Raw genomic sequence first — 14,957 nt, 5'->3', positions numbered from 1 at the left:
GGCCGGCCGGGGACCGCCGCCCCGGGCGCCGCAGGAACGGCATCGGGCGTCGCCGGGCCGCTGACCTCGGACGTCGTCGCCGACGAGTGCCTCCTGGACGCGAAGAACTTCGGCGCGCTGCTGGGCACCACGGTGCCGGCGCCGGCCAACCACGCGGTCACCCGCCCCGGCGGGGCCGGCACGCGCAGCTGTTTCGCCGTGGCGACGTCCGGCTCGCCGGCGCCGACGGCGTCGGTCAACGTCTACCGGGTCAACTCGGGTACGCCGGGCGCGTTCCTGCGCACCGCCTCCGGGTCCCGGCCGCTGACCGGTGTCGGCGAGGGCGCCGTGCTCGTCGAGACCGTCGGCGGCCCGACCCTGCAGATCGCCACGGCGACCCTGCTCGTCACGGTCGCCGTGGCCGGGCGCACCCCCACCGACGAGGCGTGGCGCGTCGCCGGGCGGGCGGCCGTCGCGTCGTTGCCCGACCGCTGACCCCGACCGCTGACCCCGACCATGGTCAACGGGACGTCACAGCTGTTCGATCATGGAACGGCAGCACCGGTGTCCCGTTGACCATGGGGAGCGGTCAGCGCAGCGCGACCCCGTGCCGGCGGGTGGCCTCGGCGACGGCGGCGTCACGCGCCGCGTTCGCCTCCTCGTTGGTCAGCGTCCGGTCGGGCGCGCGCATCCGGAGCCTGAACGCCAGCGAGTGCCTGCCCTCGCCGACCTGCTCACCGGTGTAGACGTCGAAGAGCCGGACCGCCTCGAGCAGCTCCCCGCCCCCGTCGGTCAGTGCCTCGGCCACCTCGGCGGACGGCACGTCGTCCGCGGTCACCAGGGCCACGTCCACCGCGACCGGCGGGAACCCGGACACGGTCGGCACCGGCAGGTTCTCGGTGAGCGGGATCGCGTCGAGGTCGAGCTCCATCGCCGCGGTCCGCGCGGGCAGCCCCAGCGCCTCGACGACCTTCGGGTGCAGCTCCCCGGCGTAGCCGACGATCCAGTCCCCGACCCGCAGCGCCGCGCAGCGCCCCGGGTGCCACGGCAGGTGCTCGGCCTTGGTCACCCGCAGCTCGACACCGGACGCGGCGCCCACCAGGCGGGCCGACTCGACCGCGTCCGACCAGGCGGCGGCACGGCCACGGCCCCACCAGCCGCGCGGGTCGCGGTCCCCGGCCAGCACGACGGCGACGTGCGTGGGCTGGGCCGGGAGCGCGCCACGGATCGCGGCGTACTCGGCGTCCGAGGGGCGCCGCGACACCGGCGGGTCCGGCATCGGGGTCGGGTCGGCGTGCGGCAGCACGACCTGACCGACGGTGTAGAGGGCCAGGTCCTCGGTGCCGCGGGACCGGTTGCGCACCAGCATGTCCAGCAGCCCGGGCAGCAGCGTCGTGGTGAGCCGTGCGCGCTCGGCGTCGAGCGGGTTGCTCACCGCCACGGTCCGGCGCCGGACGTCGTCGGCGGGCAGCCCGAACGCGTCCCAGGCCGACTCGGCGACGAACGGGAACGGCAGCACCTCGACGTGCCCGGCCTCGGCCAGCGCGCGGGAGACGGCGCGGCGGCGCAGCTGCGTCCCGGTCAGGCCGCGCCCGGGCGGGGCGGCCGGCAGCGTCGAGGGGATCGTGTCGTAGCCCTCGAGCCGCAGTACCTCCTCGACCAGGTCGGCGGGCTGGCGCAGGTCCGGACGCCAGGTCGGCGGCGTCGCGACGACCTGCCCCTGGCCGTCGGCGCCGGTGTCGAGCTCGACCCGGCAACCGACCTGGCCCAGCCGGCGCGCGGTCGCGCCGCGCGGGTAGGCCACACCGGCCGTGCGGTCGGGAAGCGACAGCGGCATCCGCACCGCGTCCACGGCCGGGACGCCGCCCTCGTCGGTGCGCCGGTCGGCGAGCGTCCCGCCGCCGAGCTCGACGAGCAGCGCCGCGGCGCGCTCGGCCGCGACCGGCGGCAGGGCCGGGTCCACGATCCGTTCGAACCGCCGCGACGCCTCGCTGGGCAGCTTGTGCCGGCGCGCGGAGCGGGCGATCCCGGCCGGGTCGAAGTGCGCCGCCTCGAGCAGGACGTCCACCCGCGCGCCTGCGCCGACGCTCGTTCCGCCTGCGCTCCTCACGGCCGCGAGATCGGCGAGCGCGGGGATCTCGGTGCTCGCCCCGCCCATCACCCCGGCCAGGCCGATCGGGCCGGAGTCGTCGGTGATCAGCAGGTCGTCGGCGTCGAGCTTGCGGGTGGCGTCGTCGAGGGTCCGCAGGGTCTCCCCCGCGTTCGCCCGGCGGACGCCGATGGTGCCGGTGACGCGCGAGGCGTCGTAGGCGTGCAGGGGCTGGCCGAGGTCGAGCATCACGTAGTTCGTCACGTCGACGATCAGCGAGATCGGCCGCATCCCGGCCGTGAGCAGGCGGCGCTGCATCCACCACGGCGACGGCGCGGCCGGGTCGACGCCGTCGACCCGCCGGACGACGAACCGCGGGCACCGCTCGGTGTCGTCGATCCGGACCGGCCAGGCGTCACCGGAGGTCGGCGGCACCACGACCCGGGTGACCGGGTCGGTGTAGTCGGCGTCGGTGGACACGGCCAGCTCGCGGGCCAGGCCGCGGACGGCGAAGCAGTAGCCGCGGTCCGGGGTGACGGCCAGCTCGACGACGGCCTCGTCGAGGCCGAGCAGTCCCAGCGCGTCGTCGCCGGGCTCGGCGGTGCCGGGGGGCAGCACGAGGATGCCGGAGTGGTCGGCGCCCAGGCCGAGCTCCTTGGCCGAGGCGATCATGCCGTCGGAGGTGTGGCCGTAGGTCTGCCGAGACGCGATCGCGAACCCGCCGGGCAGGACCGCGCCCGGCTCGGAGACGACCACGAGGTCGCCGACCGAGAAGTTCCGGGCGCCGCAGACGACCTCGCGCGAACGGTCGCCCTCGAACCCGACCCGGCAGAACCGGATCGGCTTCTTGAACTCGGTGAGCTCGGTGATCTCGTCGACCCGGCCGACGGTCAGCGGGCCGGTGACGTCGGGGGCGGGGTGGATCTCCTCGACCTCGAGCCCGACCCGGACGAACGCGTCACCGACCTCGTCGACGGACGCGGGCAGGGCCGCGGCGTCGAGGTGCTCGGAGAGCCAGGACACGGTCACACGCACGTCGAAAACTCCTTGCCGAAGATCAGATCAGGAAAGCTCAGACACCGAAGGCGGTGGAGAACCGCACGTCGCCCTCGACCATGTCCCGCATGTCCGGGATGCCGTTGCGGAACATCAACGTCCGCTCGATCCCCATGCCGAACGCGAACCCGGTGTGCACCTCGGGGTCGATCCCGCAGGCGCGCAGCACGTTCGGGTTGACCATCCCGGAACCGCCCCACTCGACCCAGCCGGCCCCGCCCTTGCGCTGCGGGAACCACAGGTCGACCTCGGCCGACGGCTCGGTGAACGGGAAGTACGACGGCCGCATCCGGGTCCGCGCGTCCGGGCCGAACATGGCCCTCGCGAACGCGTCGAGCGTGCCCTTCAGGTGCGCCATCGTCAGCCCGGTGTCCACTGCCAGTCCCTCGACCTGGTGGAACACCGGGGTGTGGGTGGCGTCGAGCTCGTCGGTGCGGAACGTGCGACCCGGACAGACGACGTAGACCGGCAGCTCGCGCTCGAGCAGCGACCGGACCTGCACCGGGGAGGTGTGCGTGCGCAGGACGGTGCCGGAGTCCTGTCCGCCCGCGGCACCCTCGTCGGCGAGGTAGAACGTGTCCTGCATCGTCCGCGCCGGGTGGTCCTTGCCGAAGTTCAGCGCGTCGAAGTTCAGCCAGGACGCCTCGACCTCGGGGCCCTCCGCGACCTCCCAGCCCATCCCGACGAAGATGTCGGCGATCCGCTCGGAGATCTGCGTGATCGGGTGCCGGGCACCGCGCGGGTGCCGGTCCCAGGGCAGGGTGACGTCCACGGACTCCTCGGCCAGCACCCGTGCGTCGCGCTCGGCGACCAAGACCGCGCGGCGCTCGTCGAACGCGGCCTGCGCCTCCTGCCGTGCGGCGTTGACCCGCTTGCCGGCGTCCGCGCGCTCCGGACCGGGCAGCGAGCCGAGCTCGCGGCGGGCCAGCGGGATCGGGCCCCGGTCGCCCAGGTGGGCGGGCTTGACCGCGGCGAGCGCGTCCAGGTCGGTGGCACCCTCGAACGCGGCGCGCGCCGCTTCGACGGCGGCCTTCAACGCGTCCGGGTCCAGCGGGTTCACGACGGTCTCGCTCACGGGGTCCTCACTCATGGTGGCATCGATCCTAGAGGGCGCGGGCCAGCGGTTTCCCCGCAGGTCGGGTGGCGCCGGACCGTGCTCCGGGCGCGCTCACGGAGCGGTCGGCGCACCGGCGGCGGCGCGCGCGGCGACCGAGGCGTAGAGGCAGATCGCGGCGGCGGTGGCCAGGTTCAGGCTCTCCGCGCGGCCGTGGATCGGCACCCGCACCCGGTGCTCGGCGGCGGCCAGCACCTCGCTGCCGGCGCCGTGCGCCTCGCTGCCCAGGACCCAGGCGACCGGACCGCCGAGCAGCGACGCGGCCGCCGGGTCGTGCAGGTCGACCTCGCCCCGCCCGTCCGCGACGAGCGTGACCAGCCCGGTGTCGCGGCAGGCCTGCAGCACCGCGGGGGCATCCCGGTCGCGGGCGAGCGGCAGGTGGAACACGCTGCCGGTCGAGGCGCGGACGGCCTTGCCGTTGTGCGGGTCCACGGTGTCCCCGGCCAGCAGCACGGCGTCACAGCCGGCCGCGTCGGCGACGCGGGTCACGGTGCCCACGTTGCCCGGGTCGGAGATGCCGGCGCAGACCGTGACGAACGTCGGCCCGGCACCGTCGGCACCGGCCCCGAGGGCGCGGGCCACCGGCACGTCGAGCAGGTCGCACACGGCGACCAGCCCCTGCGGGGTGACGGTGTCGCAGAGCCCGGCCGCCGCCGCGTCGGTGACCGGGACGACCGGGACGCCACGCGCCGCCGCGCGCTCGAGCAGGTCCGGGTTCCGCAGGGACGCGTCCCCGGTGACGAACAGCTCGTGCACCCGCCCGTCCCAGTCCAGCGCCTCGCGGACGGCCTGCGCGCCCTCCACGAGGAAACGCCCGGCCCGGTCGCGCCCCGTGCGGCGCAGCAACTTGCGTGCTGCGACGACGCGCGGGGTGCGCTCGGTGCCGGGCGCTGCCACGGAACCTGCTGTTACGGAACCCGGGGTGCGGGGCCTGCTCAGGCCGCCGCCTCCTGCTGGGTGCCCGGCTCGGGCAGGTTCTCCTTGGCCACCTTGACCAGTGCGGTGAACGCGGCCGGATCGCTGATCGCGATCTCGGAGAGGTTCTTGCGGTCGACCTCGACACCCGCGGCCTTGAGGCCCTGGATGAAGCGGTTGTAGGTCATGTCGTTCGCGCGGGCCGCGGCGTTGATCCGGGTGATCCACAGCTGCCGGAAGTCGCCCTTGCGCGCGCGACGGTCCCGGTAGGCGTAGTTCATGGAGTGGAGCATCTGCTCCTTGGCCTTGCGGTAGAGCCGCGAACGCTGTCCGCGGTAGCCGGCGGCCGACTCCAGCGTGGTGCGACGCTTCTTCTGGGCGTTCGTCGCGCGCTTCACGCGTGCCATGGGTCTGTCCTGTCTCTCGGGGGTGCCGTCCGGTGGAGGGGATCACCGGTGGCGGGGGTTCAGCGGATGGGCTAGCGGCCGAGCAGCTTCTTGACGCGCTTCACGTCGGCCTTGGCGACCGGGACGATGCCGGACAGGTCCCGGGTCTCCTTGCTCGACTTGACCTCCATCCGGTGCCGCAGGCCCGTCTGCTGGCGCATGAGCTTGCCGCTGCCGGTGGTGCGGATCCGCTTCGCGGTCCCCTTGTGCGTCTTGTTCTTGGGCATGGTTGATCCGTTCGCCGTGACGTCGCTCGGGGCGGACGTCGGGTGTACTGCGTCCCGGCCCCGCCGCGTGGCGGGGCCGGAGGTTCTCAGGCCTCGGCCTCGGCGGGCTCTTCGGCCGACGCCTCGGAGGCGTTCGAGGACGACGGCTTCTTGCCGGGCTTCTTCGTCGGCGCGAGCACCATCGTCATGTTGCGACCGTCCTGCTTCGGGGAGGCCTCGACGACGGCGAGGTCACCGATGTCCTCGGCGAGGCGCTGCAGCAGCCGGTATCCCAGCTCCGGGCGCGACTGCTCGCGACCACGGAACATGATGGTGACCTTGACCTTGTTGCCGCCTTCGAGGAAGCGGATGACGTGCCCGCGCTTCGTCTCGTAGTCGTGCGTGTCGATCTTCGGCCGGAGCTTCTGCTCCTTGATCACCGTGAGCTGCTGGTTACGCCGGGACTCGCGGGCCTTCTGCGCGCTCTCGTACTTGAACTTGCCGTAGTCCATGAGCTTGCAGACCGGCGGGCGGGCCTGAGCCGCGACCTCGACCAGGTCGAGCTCGGACTCCTGTGCCAGCCGTAGGGCGTCCTCGATACGCACGATGCCGACCTGCTCCCCGTTCGGGCCGACGAGTCGGACCTCCGGAACGCGGATGCGGTCGTTGATACGTGTCTCTGTGGTGATGGGGTCTCCTCGGTGTCGCTGAATGTGTCGGCGACGACAAGAGAGAGACCCGTGGACCCACCGAAGAACGGCATGATGCCGAACCGGCCGGACCAGAACCCGAACGCCTCAGGCGAGCGGGTGGGAGCGGGGCTCCTCTTGACGCCCTGACACACGTTTCAACGCGCACCAGGGTGGTCGCATTCCGTAGCCTAACAGGTGCCGTCGGCGCCGCGTCGGCCCCCTTCTCAGCCGGCCGCGGCGACCTTGCGACGACGGGTGGGCCGCGCCACCGGCTTCTCCTCCGGCGTGACCAGCGGGCGCAGGAACCGGCCGGTGTGGCTGGCCTCGTCCGCGGCGACCTGCTCCGGTGTGCCCTGCGCGACCACGGTGCCGCCGCCCTCGCCGCCCTCCGGGCCCATGTCGATCACCCAGTCCGAGGTCTTGATGACGTCCAGGTTGTGCTCGATGACGATCACCGAGTTGCCCTTCTCGACCAGGCCCTGGATCACGCCGAGCAGCTTGCGGATGTCCTCGAAGTGCAGGCCGGTGGTCGGCTCGTCGAGGATGTAGACGGTCCGGCCGTTGGTGCGCTTCTGCAGCTCGCTGGCCAGCTTCACACGCTGCGCCTCGCCACCGGACAGCGTCGGGGCGGGCTGGCCGAGCCGGACGTAGCCCAGGCCGACGTCGACCAGCGTGGTCAGGTACCGGCTGATCGAGGTGATCGGTGCGAAGAACTCCGCGGCCTCCTCGATCGGCATGTCCAGCACGTCGGCCACGGTCTTGCCCTTGTAGTGCACCTCCAGGGTCTCCCGGTTGTACCGGGCCCCCTTGCACACCTCGCAGGGCACGTAGACGTCCGGCAGGAAGTTCATCTCGATCTTGATCGTGCCGTCGCCGGAGCACGCCTCGCAGCGGCCGCCCTTGACGTTGAACGAGAACCGGCCCGCCTGGTAGCCGCGCACCTTGGCCTCGGTGGTGGAGGCGAACAGGTTGCGGACCTTGTCCCACACGCCGGTGTAGGTCGCCGGGTTCGACCGCGGGGTCCGCCCGATCGGCGACTGGTCCACCCGGACCAGCTTGTCCAGCTGGTCCACCCCGTTGATCCGGGTGTGCCTGCCCGGGACCTGGCGGGCGCCGTTGAGCTTGTTCGCCAGCACCGTGGCCAGGATGTCGTTGACCAGCGTCGACTTGCCGGAGCCGGACACCCCGGTGACCGAGACGAGACCGCCGAGCGGGATGTCGACGTCGATGCCGTGCAGGTTGTGCTCGCGGGCACCGACGACGGTGAGCTTGCGTTTGGCGTCGAGCGTGCGGCGGGTCTCCGGCACCGGGATCGAGCGGCGGCCGGACAGGTAGGCACCGGTCAGCGACGTGTCGTGCGACTCCAGCCCCTCGACGGTGCCGCTGTGCACGATGTGGCCGCCGTGCTCGCCGGCGCCCGGGCCGATGTCGACGGCCCAGTCCGAGGACCGGATCGTGTCCTCGTCGTGCTCGACGACGATCAGCGTGTTGCCGAGGTCGCGCAGCCGGGTCAGGGTCTCGATCAGCCGCCGGTTGTCGCGCTGGTGCAGCCCGATCGACGGCTCGTCGAGGACGTAGAGCACCCCGACCAGGCCGGACCCGATCTGGGTGGCCAGCCGGATCCGCTGCGCCTCGCCGCCGGAGAGCGTGCCCGCGGCCCGGTCCAACGACAGGTACTCCAGGCCGACGTCGAGCAGGAACCCCAGGCGGGCCTGGATCTCCTTGAGCACCCGCCCGGCGATCATCGCGCCGCGCTCGTCGAGCACCATGCCGTTGAGGAACTCGGCGCAGTGCGCCACCGACATCGCCGACACCTCGGCGATCGAGCGCTCGTCGAGGGTGACCGAGAGGACCTCGGGCTTGAGCCGCGCTCCCCCGCAGGCCGGGCACGGGACATCGCGCATGTAGCCCTCGTAGCGCTCGCGCTGCGACTCCGACTCGGTCTGGTCCAGGCGCCGGTCCAGGAACGGGATGACGCCCTCGAAGTTGGCGTAGTACGAGCGCTCGCGGCCGTAGCGGTTGCGGTAGCGCACGTGCACCTGGTCGTCGCTGCCGTGCAGGACGGCCTTCTGGGCGGCCGCCCCGAGCTTGTGCCAGGGCGTGTCCATCCGGAAGCCGATCGCCTTCGACAGCCCGGACAGCAGCCGGCCGAAGTACTCGGCGTTGTGCCCGCCGGCCCACGGCGCGATGGCGCCGCCCTCGAGCGTCTGGTCCGGGTCGGGGACGACCAGCTCCGGGTCGACCTCCTTCTTGATCCCGATACCGCTGCACTCGACGCAGGCGCCGTAGGGCGAGTTGAACGAGAACGTGCGGGGCTCGAGGTCGTCGAGGCTCAGCGGGTGCCCGTTCGGGCAGGCCATCCGCTCGGAGAACCGGCGCTCGCGCTGCGGGTCGTTCTCGTCGAGGTCCACGAAGTCGAGGACGACCAGGCCGTCGGCGAGGCGCAGCGCCGTCTCCACCGAGTCGGTCAGGCGCTGCTTGGCGCTCGCCTTGACCGAGAGCCGGTCGACGACGACGGCGATGTCGTGCTTCTCCTGCTTCTTGAGCTTCGGCGGCTCGGAGAGCGGGTGCACGGTGCCGTCGACCAGCACGCGCGAGTAGCCCTGGCTCTGCAGCGAGGAGAACAGGTCCACGAACTCGCCCTTGCGGGTGCGCACGACCGGGGCCAGCACCTGGAACCGGCTGCCCTCCTCCATCTCGAGCACCTGGTCGACGATCTGCTGCGGCGTCTGCTTCTCGATCACGTGCCCGCAGGTCGGGCAGTGCGGGATGCCGGCGCGGGCGTAGAGCAGGCGCAGGTAGTCGTAGACCTCGGTGATCGTGCCGACGGTGGAGCGCGGGTTCCGGTTGGTCGACTTCTGGTCGATCGAGACCGCGGGCGAGAGACCCTCGATGAAGTCGACGTCGGGCTTGTCCATCTGGCCGAGGAACTGGCGCGCATACGCCGAGAGCGACTCGACGTAGCGGCGCTGCCCCTCGGCGAAGATCGTGTCGAACGCGAGGCTGGACTTGCCGGAGCCGGACAGGCCGGTGAACACGATCATCGCGTCGCGCGGGAGGTCGAGATCGACGCCCTGCAGGTTGTGCTCGCGCGCGCCACGCACGACCAGCCGTGGGCCGTCCGGGGCGTCCTCGGCCCGGCGGACGACGGCGGAACGGCCGTCGGTGCTGTGGTCGGTCACGGTGCACGCCTCCTGGGGTGGACGGACTTCTCGCCGGTTCGGCCTTCCGGGCCTCGCCTGCCCGGCCGGAACCCGGGGCCGCACGGGGCGGCGCCTTCCCGGCAGAACCCGGGGACGCGCCCGGCCGCGCCCTCGTTCGATGCTAGGTGGGACCCCCGACAGGAACCCGGCGAGTGGGGCCCGTGGGGGCCCCGCTCGGTGGGCGACCGTCGGGACGCGACGAGCGTGTGCCGCGGCGGCGGCGCCACCGGGGCGACGCTCCGTTCAACACCGGACGGACCGCTCGTCTTCCCCGCCGGGCCCGACCCGGCCCCGCCGCGCGAGCCGGGACTCCTCGGACCCGGGAGCAGGATCGCACACATGTTCGAGATCGATCTTGCGGGGGTCTGCACCCGGTCGCGGACCGGCGCGGGCTCGATAGGGTGCCCCGGTGGACGTCCTGAGGAACTACAGCGGGCACACCGACCCCGGCGGAGCGGCGATCCGTCGCGACCTCGACGCACTGACGATCACCAAGGTGTCGGTCGGCGAGATGGACAACAATGCCTACCTGCTCGTCTGCAAGGCCTCGAACGAGGCCCTGCTGATCGACGCGGCGGCCGAGCCGGAGCGCCTGACCGAGCTCGTCGGCACCGGCGACGACCGTGCGGACCTGCGTCACCTCGTGACGACGCACCGGCACGCCGACCACTGGCAGGCACTCGGTGCGGTCGCCGGCATGTTCGAGCCGCGGCTGATCGCGCACCCGGTGGACGCGCCGGAGCTGCCTATCCCGATGGACGAGTTCGTCGAGCACGGCGGCCGGATCCACTTCGGTGAGATCGAGCTCGAGGTGATCCACCTGCGCGGGCACACGCCGGGTTCGGTGGCGCTGCTCTACCGCGGCGCCGACCGCCCGCACCTGTTCACCGGCGACTCGCTGTTCCCCGGCGGGCCGGGGAAGACCTGGTCGGCCGAGGACTTCGAGTCGCTGGTCTCCGACCTGGAGGACCGGGTGTTCGGCGAGCTGGGCGACGACACCTGGGTCTACCCGGGCCACGGCGACGACACCACGCTGGGCACCGAGCGCCCGGCACTGCCGGAGTGGCGTTCGCGCGGCTGGTGAGCTCCCGGCACCGGCGGCCCGCGGACATGATCGGCAGCATGGCAGCGATCTGCACCAGTTCTGACGCATTTCGCTGCCAGCGCTCTGATCACCGCGCGAGACCCACCGATCAGAGACGCATCGCCGTCCGGACGAGGCCGGCGACGGCTCCGGACCGGCTGTGCGGCGGCCACGCGATGACGGTCGTCACCGTCGGCGCGTCCAGCACGGGCACGGTGGTGAGGTCGTCGCGCAGCTGGGCCCCGGCCGATTCCGGCAGGACCACACAGGTGCGGCCGAGCGCGACGAGCTGCAGCAGCTGCGTGTGATCACGGACCTGCGGACCGGGGCCGTCCGGGTACGTGCCGCCGGGCCCGGGCCAGCGCGGCAGTGGCAGGCCGGGCAGCTCGCTCACCTCGGCCATCGTCACGTGGGTCCGACCGGTGAGGGAATGCCCGGCGGGCAGGACCACGATCTGGCTCTCGGTGAGTAGCTCCTCCGTGTCGAATCCGGCCGTGGTGTCGAACGGCCGGTGCAGCAGAGCCACGTCGGCCCGCCCGTCACGCAGCAGCCGTTCCTGCTCGCCGATCCCGCACAGCAGCACCTCGACGACGACGGCATCGGGTTCTGCCGCGTAGGCGTCGAGCAGCTTTCTCAGCAGCTCACCGGACGCTCCGGCCTTCGTCGCGAGCACCACGCCTGCCTGGCCGGTCGCGGCGAGGGCGGTGCGGCGGGCGCGGCGCTCGGCGGCCTCGACCGCGTCCAGCGCCGCCCGGCCCTCCCGCAGGAGCACCGATCCGGCCTCGGTCAGGGCGACCGCGCGGCTGGAGCGCGTCAGCAGCGGCGCTCCGAGGCGCCGTTCGATCTGGCGGATCGCCCGCGACAGCGGCGGCTGCGCGATCCCGAGCCGCTCCGCGGCCCGACCGAAGTGCAGCTCCTCGGCGACGGCGACGAAGTAGCGCAGCTCCCGGGTCTCCACGCGACCACGGTACTGCACCCCGACCACGATCGATACCCGCACGGTATCGCCGCGCACCCGATCGGTCTTGGCCGTTCCACGGGCGCGAGGGACAGGATCGGATACATGAGCGAACAGACGACCGCGCTGGTGACCGGCGCGAACAAGGGCATCGGGTACGAGATCGCGGCGGGTCTGGGCGCCCTGGGCTGGAAGGTCGGCGTCGGCACCCGGGACGACCGGGCCCGGGAGGAGGCCGTGGCGAGGCTCCGCGCGGCCGGCGCCGACGCGTTCGGCGTGCCGCTCGACGTCACCGACGAAGCGAGCGTAACGGCTGCCGCCGCGCTGATCGAGGAGCAGGCCGGGCGCCTCGACGTGCTCGTCAACAACGCCGGGATCACCGGCGGCTCGCCGCAGGAACCCACCACGGTCGACCCCGAGACGATCCGGGCGACCGTGGAGACCAACGTGATCGGCGTCGTCCGCGTCACCAACGCGGTGCTGCCGCTGCTGCGTGGATCGGCGTCGCCGCGGATCGTGAACATGTCCAGCAGCGTCGGGTCGCTCACGCTGCAGACGACGCCGGGCGGTGAGACCGGGCCGATCGCCGCCGCCTACGCGCCGTCGAAGTCGTTCCTCAACGCCGTCACCATCCAGTACGCGAAGGAGCTGCAGGACACGAACGTCCTGATCAATGCCGGTTGCCCCGGCTTCGTCGCGACCGACCTGAACGGCTTCCGCGGCCACCGCACGCCGGAACAGGGCGCGGCGATCGCGCTCCGGCTCGCGACCCTGCCCGACGACGGCCCGACCGGCGGGTTCTTCGACGACGCGGGGGTGGTTCCGTGGTGAGCTCCCGGTACGGAGCTACGCGGCGCCGCGGGTGACGGTGTCGATCGGTGCCCACGGCCCGGTCGAACGGGCCGCCTCGCTCGGCTCGTGCGGCCAGCCCGGGTCGGCGTTCTCGGTGCTGCTCTCACTCATACGACCAGCGTCCCCGGCGGGTCGCGACGGCGGGTGGAGGCGGGACGACCGTTCTGTGACGTTCAGGTGACTCCGCCCGATCCGCGGCCGGACCGGTGGATCACGCGGTCCAGCCGGGGTCCCGGCCGGACAGCGCGACGACCCGGTCCAGGGTCGGCGCGTCCGGCGGCACCGGTACGGCGTCGGCGAACACGCCCATCCCCCGCCCCTGCTCGGCCATCGCGCCGACGGCGGCGAGTGCGCCGTCGAGCACCCCGTCCGGCCATCGCGGGTGCAGCCCGGCGCTGCGGGCCAGGTCCCAGCCGTGCAGCACCAGCTCGCCGAGGACCATCCCGCCGATCATCGACGCGGGGAGCTCGTCGGGCCCGCCCATCGACACCGTCCCGGTCCAGGCCGACGGGTCGCTCCACACCGCGACGAGCTGCGCGCGTGACGCCGCGAGGGCGTCCGGCCAGCCGTCGTCGACCTCGACGGCGGACTCGTCGGGCGCCGGCGGGGCCGGCACCTCGCGGCGGCCGGTCGCGGCCAGGACCGGCGTCCAGTAGAGGAGGTGGCGGACCAGGGCCCGGACGTCCCACTGGGCGCACGGGGTCGGGGCGTCGAGCCGGCGGCCCGCGACGGCGTCGACGACGACGGTGTGCGGAGCGGCGGCGTCGCCGATGAGCTGGGCGGTGACCGGGGCGGCGGAGATCATGCGGCGACGGTAGGGCCGGCGCCCGCGGGGTGTCTTGGACGAACGCGACACCGGCCGCGCGGGCGGCGATACTGCCCGCGTGCAGCGTGACCCGCGGGAGCTGGCCGGTGCCTGGACGCGGTTCCAGCGCCACGACTTCCCGGCGCCCGCCCCGGACCTGGCGCCGTTCGTCTCCGGCTACTGGAGCGTCTCCTGGGACTACGACGTCCCGTACCGCCAGAAGATCGCGCCGTACCCGCAGGTGCACGTGACGGTCCGTCCGGGCGCCGGTCCCGAGGTGCACGGCGTCTCGCGGCGGCACGTCGTCAGGGTCCTGGAGGGGGCCGGGCGCGTGGTCGGCGCGGCGTTCCGGCCGGGGGCCTTCCGCGGGTTCCTGGACGGGCCGGTCTCCGCGCTGACCGACCGGACGGTGCCCGCGGTGACGGTGCCCGGCCTGCCGGGCCGGCCGTCCGAGCCGGTCGACGTCGCGTCCCTGGAGGGCTGGCTGCGCTCGGTGCTGCCCGGTCCGGAGCCGTCGGCGGCCGGTCGCGAGGCCGGCGAGGTGGTCTCGCTGGCCGCGTCCGACCCGTCGATCGGCCGGGTGGACCAGCTGGCCGCGGCCGCCGGCAGCAGCGTCCGCCGTCTGCAGCGGTTGTTCGCCGAGCACGTCGGCGTCGGACCGAAGTGGGTGATCCGCCGATACCGGCTGCACGAGGTGACCGAGCGGATGGCCGCGGGCGACCCGGTGGACTGGGCCGCCCTGGCCGCCGACCTCGGCTACACCGACCAGCCGCACCTGGTCCGCGACGTCACCGGACTGTTCGGGGAGCCTCCGACGCACTACGCCCGGCGCTACCCCGCGCGGTGAGCGGGGAACGGCCCGCAGGCACCGGTAGGTTCCGGGAGTGGCCGGTACCCCGTCGTCGTCGCCCCGACCCGGATCGATCGTCGAGATCTTCACCGACGGCGCGTGCGTGCCGAACCCCGGCCCCGGCGGCTGGGGCGCCGTACTGCGCTACGGCGCGCACGAGCGGGAGCTGCACGGCGGCGAGGCCGGCGTGACCACGAACAACCGGATGGAGCTGACCGCGACCATCCGGGCGTTGGGGTGCCTGACCCGCCCCTCGACCGTGCACCTGCACACCGACAGCACCTACGTCCGCAACGGGATCACCCAGTGGATGCCGCGCTGGAAGTCGCGCGGCTGGCGGACCAGCACGAACGAACCGGTCAAGAACGCCGACCTGTGGCGTGAGCTCGACGCCGCGGTCGCCGGGCACGAGGTGGAGTGGTTCTGGGTCAAGGGGCACGCCGGGCACCCGGAGAACGAGCGCGCCGACCGCCTGGCGGCACGCGGGGTGCAGGAGGCCACCGGCGCGGCCGTCGCCGGTTGACCGCTGGTCCACCGATCGTCTCGCCGACGGCGCCGCCGGTCGAGCAGGATGAACGGTCGTCACGCCGGGTCACGACCGGGTCGGTGCCGTTCGCCCGAGCGGGTGCACCGGTGGTCCCGACTGGGCCGAACGGCCGCTGTCGAGGCCCGTATCGATCACTAGCGTGCCCGCCTGATGAGTTCTCT

14 protein-coding genes are annotated in these 14,957 nt (G+C 73.3%); 5 read left to right on the top strand and 9 right to left on the bottom strand.

Annotated elements, in window-relative coordinates; translation table 11 throughout:
- Positions 1-474 (top strand): hypothetical protein (locus tag I4I78_RS20235; protein WP_218613008.1); only part of this gene is annotated, 474 nt, incomplete at its 5' end.
- Positions 475-568: 94 nt separating this feature from the next.
- Here the strand turns inward: I4I78_RS20235 and pheT are convergent.
- The 7 genes from pheT to uvrA form a co-directional block, all read right to left on the bottom strand.
- Positions 569-3,103, bottom strand: a complete 2,535-nt coding sequence (gene pheT, locus I4I78_RS20230; protein ID WP_218613005.1) for a phenylalanine--tRNA ligase subunit beta — start codon at positions 3,101-3,103, stop codon at positions 569-571.
- A gap of 37 nt (positions 3,104-3,140) precedes the next feature.
- Complete coding sequence (gene pheS / locus I4I78_RS20225; RefSeq protein WP_218613004.1) at positions 3,141-4,214, bottom strand: phenylalanine--tRNA ligase subunit alpha; 1,074 nt, start codon at positions 4,212-4,214, stop codon at positions 3,141-3,143.
- Positions 4,215-4,292: 78 nt separating this feature from the next.
- Positions 4,293-5,135, bottom strand: a complete 843-nt coding sequence (locus I4I78_RS20220) for an RNA methyltransferase (RefSeq protein WP_218613002.1) — start codon at positions 5,133-5,135, stop codon at positions 4,293-4,295.
- A 38-nt stretch (positions 5,136-5,173) separates the two neighbouring features.
- Positions 5,174-5,560, bottom strand: a complete 387-nt coding sequence (gene rplT, locus I4I78_RS20215; protein ID WP_218613000.1) for a 50S ribosomal protein L20 — start codon at positions 5,558-5,560, stop codon at positions 5,174-5,176.
- Positions 5,561-5,631: 71 nt separating this feature from the next.
- Positions 5,632-5,826 (bottom strand): 50S ribosomal protein L35, encoded by a 195-nt coding sequence (gene rpmI / locus I4I78_RS20210; protein WP_218612998.1) that lies wholly within the window; start codon positions 5,824-5,826, stop codon positions 5,632-5,634.
- An 86-nt stretch (positions 5,827-5,912) separates the two neighbouring features.
- The gene (gene infC, locus I4I78_RS20205; protein WP_218613010.1) at positions 5,913-6,518 is read right to left on the bottom strand and encodes a translation initiation factor IF-3; all 606 of its coding nucleotides are present in this window, start codon (positions 6,516-6,518) and stop codon (positions 5,913-5,915) included.
- A 203-nt stretch (positions 6,519-6,721) separates the two neighbouring features.
- Entirely contained in the window at positions 6,722-9,601 is a 2,880-nt protein-coding gene (gene uvrA, locus I4I78_RS20200) for an excinuclease ABC subunit UvrA (RefSeq protein ID WP_308252244.1), read from the bottom strand.
- Between the two features lie 508 nt (positions 9,602-10,109).
- On the opposite strand from uvrA, the gene I4I78_RS20195 reads away from it, so the two are divergent.
- A complete protein-coding gene (locus tag I4I78_RS20195) occupies positions 10,110-10,784 on the top strand; it encodes an MBL fold metallo-hydrolase (protein ID WP_218612994.1) in 675 nt (224 codons plus the stop codon).
- A 109-nt stretch (positions 10,785-10,893) separates the two neighbouring features.
- Here the strand turns inward: I4I78_RS20195 and I4I78_RS20190 are convergent, their stop codons facing one another.
- Positions 10,894-11,742 carry a LysR family transcriptional regulator gene (locus tag I4I78_RS20190; RefSeq protein WP_218612992.1) on the bottom strand — a complete coding sequence of 283 codons (849 nt, stop codon included), beginning with the start codon at positions 11,740-11,742 and terminating at the stop codon, positions 10,894-10,896.
- 105 nt (positions 11,743-11,847) lie between these two features.
- On the opposite strand from I4I78_RS20190, the gene I4I78_RS20185 reads away from it, so the two are divergent.
- On the top strand, positions 11,848-12,573 hold the full coding sequence (locus I4I78_RS20185) for an SDR family oxidoreductase (protein ID WP_218612990.1): 726 nt from the start codon (positions 11,848-11,850) through the stop codon (positions 12,571-12,573).
- A gap of 232 nt (positions 12,574-12,805) precedes the next feature.
- Here I4I78_RS20185 and I4I78_RS20180 read toward each other — a convergent pair whose 3' ends face one another.
- Positions 12,806-13,399 carry a TIGR03086 family metal-binding protein gene (locus tag I4I78_RS20180; protein ID WP_218612988.1) on the bottom strand — a complete coding sequence of 198 codons (594 nt, stop codon included), beginning with the start codon at positions 13,397-13,399 and terminating at the stop codon, positions 12,806-12,808.
- A gap of 79 nt (positions 13,400-13,478) precedes the next feature.
- Between I4I78_RS20180 and I4I78_RS20175 the strand changes: the two genes are divergently transcribed.
- Positions 13,479-14,246, top strand: a complete 768-nt coding sequence (locus I4I78_RS20175; RefSeq protein ID WP_218612986.1) for a helix-turn-helix domain-containing protein — start codon at positions 13,479-13,481, stop codon at positions 14,244-14,246.
- A 37-nt stretch (positions 14,247-14,283) separates the two neighbouring features.
- Positions 14,284-14,772: a ribonuclease HI gene (gene rnhA / locus I4I78_RS20170; protein ID WP_308252243.1), complete on the top strand. Its 489-nt coding sequence runs from the start codon at positions 14,284-14,286 to the stop codon at positions 14,770-14,772.
- Positions 14,773-14,957 lie beyond the last annotated feature (185 nt).

Origin of the sequence: Pseudonocardia sp. KRD291 (genome assembly GCF_019263595.1) — a bacterium.
Classification (GTDB): Bacteria; Actinomycetota; Actinomycetes; order Mycobacteriales; family Pseudonocardiaceae; genus Pseudonocardia.
Note: the sequence above shows the minus strand (reverse complement) of the source record. Positions and strands in the feature narration are given on the sequence as shown.

Excerpts from the sequence above, each read along its gene's own strand:
- pheS (WP_218613004.1), bottom strand. The coding sequence starts at position 4,214 with ATGAGTGAGGACCCCGTGAGCGAGACCGTCGTGAACCCGCTGGACCCG.
- rplT (WP_218613000.1), bottom strand. The coding sequence starts at position 5,560 with ATGGCACGCGTGAAGCGCGCGACGAACGCCCAGAAGAAGCGTCGCACC.
- rpmI (WP_218612998.1), bottom strand. The coding sequence starts at position 5,826 with ATGCCCAAGAACAAGACGCACAAGGGGACCGCGAAGCGGATCCGCACC.
- I4I78_RS20185 (WP_218612990.1), top strand. The coding sequence starts at position 11,848 with ATGAGCGAACAGACGACCGCGCTGGTGACCGGCGCGAACAAGGGCATC.
- I4I78_RS20180 (WP_218612988.1), bottom strand. The coding sequence starts at position 13,399 with ATGATCTCCGCCGCCCCGGTCACCGCCCAGCTCATCGGCGACGCCGCC.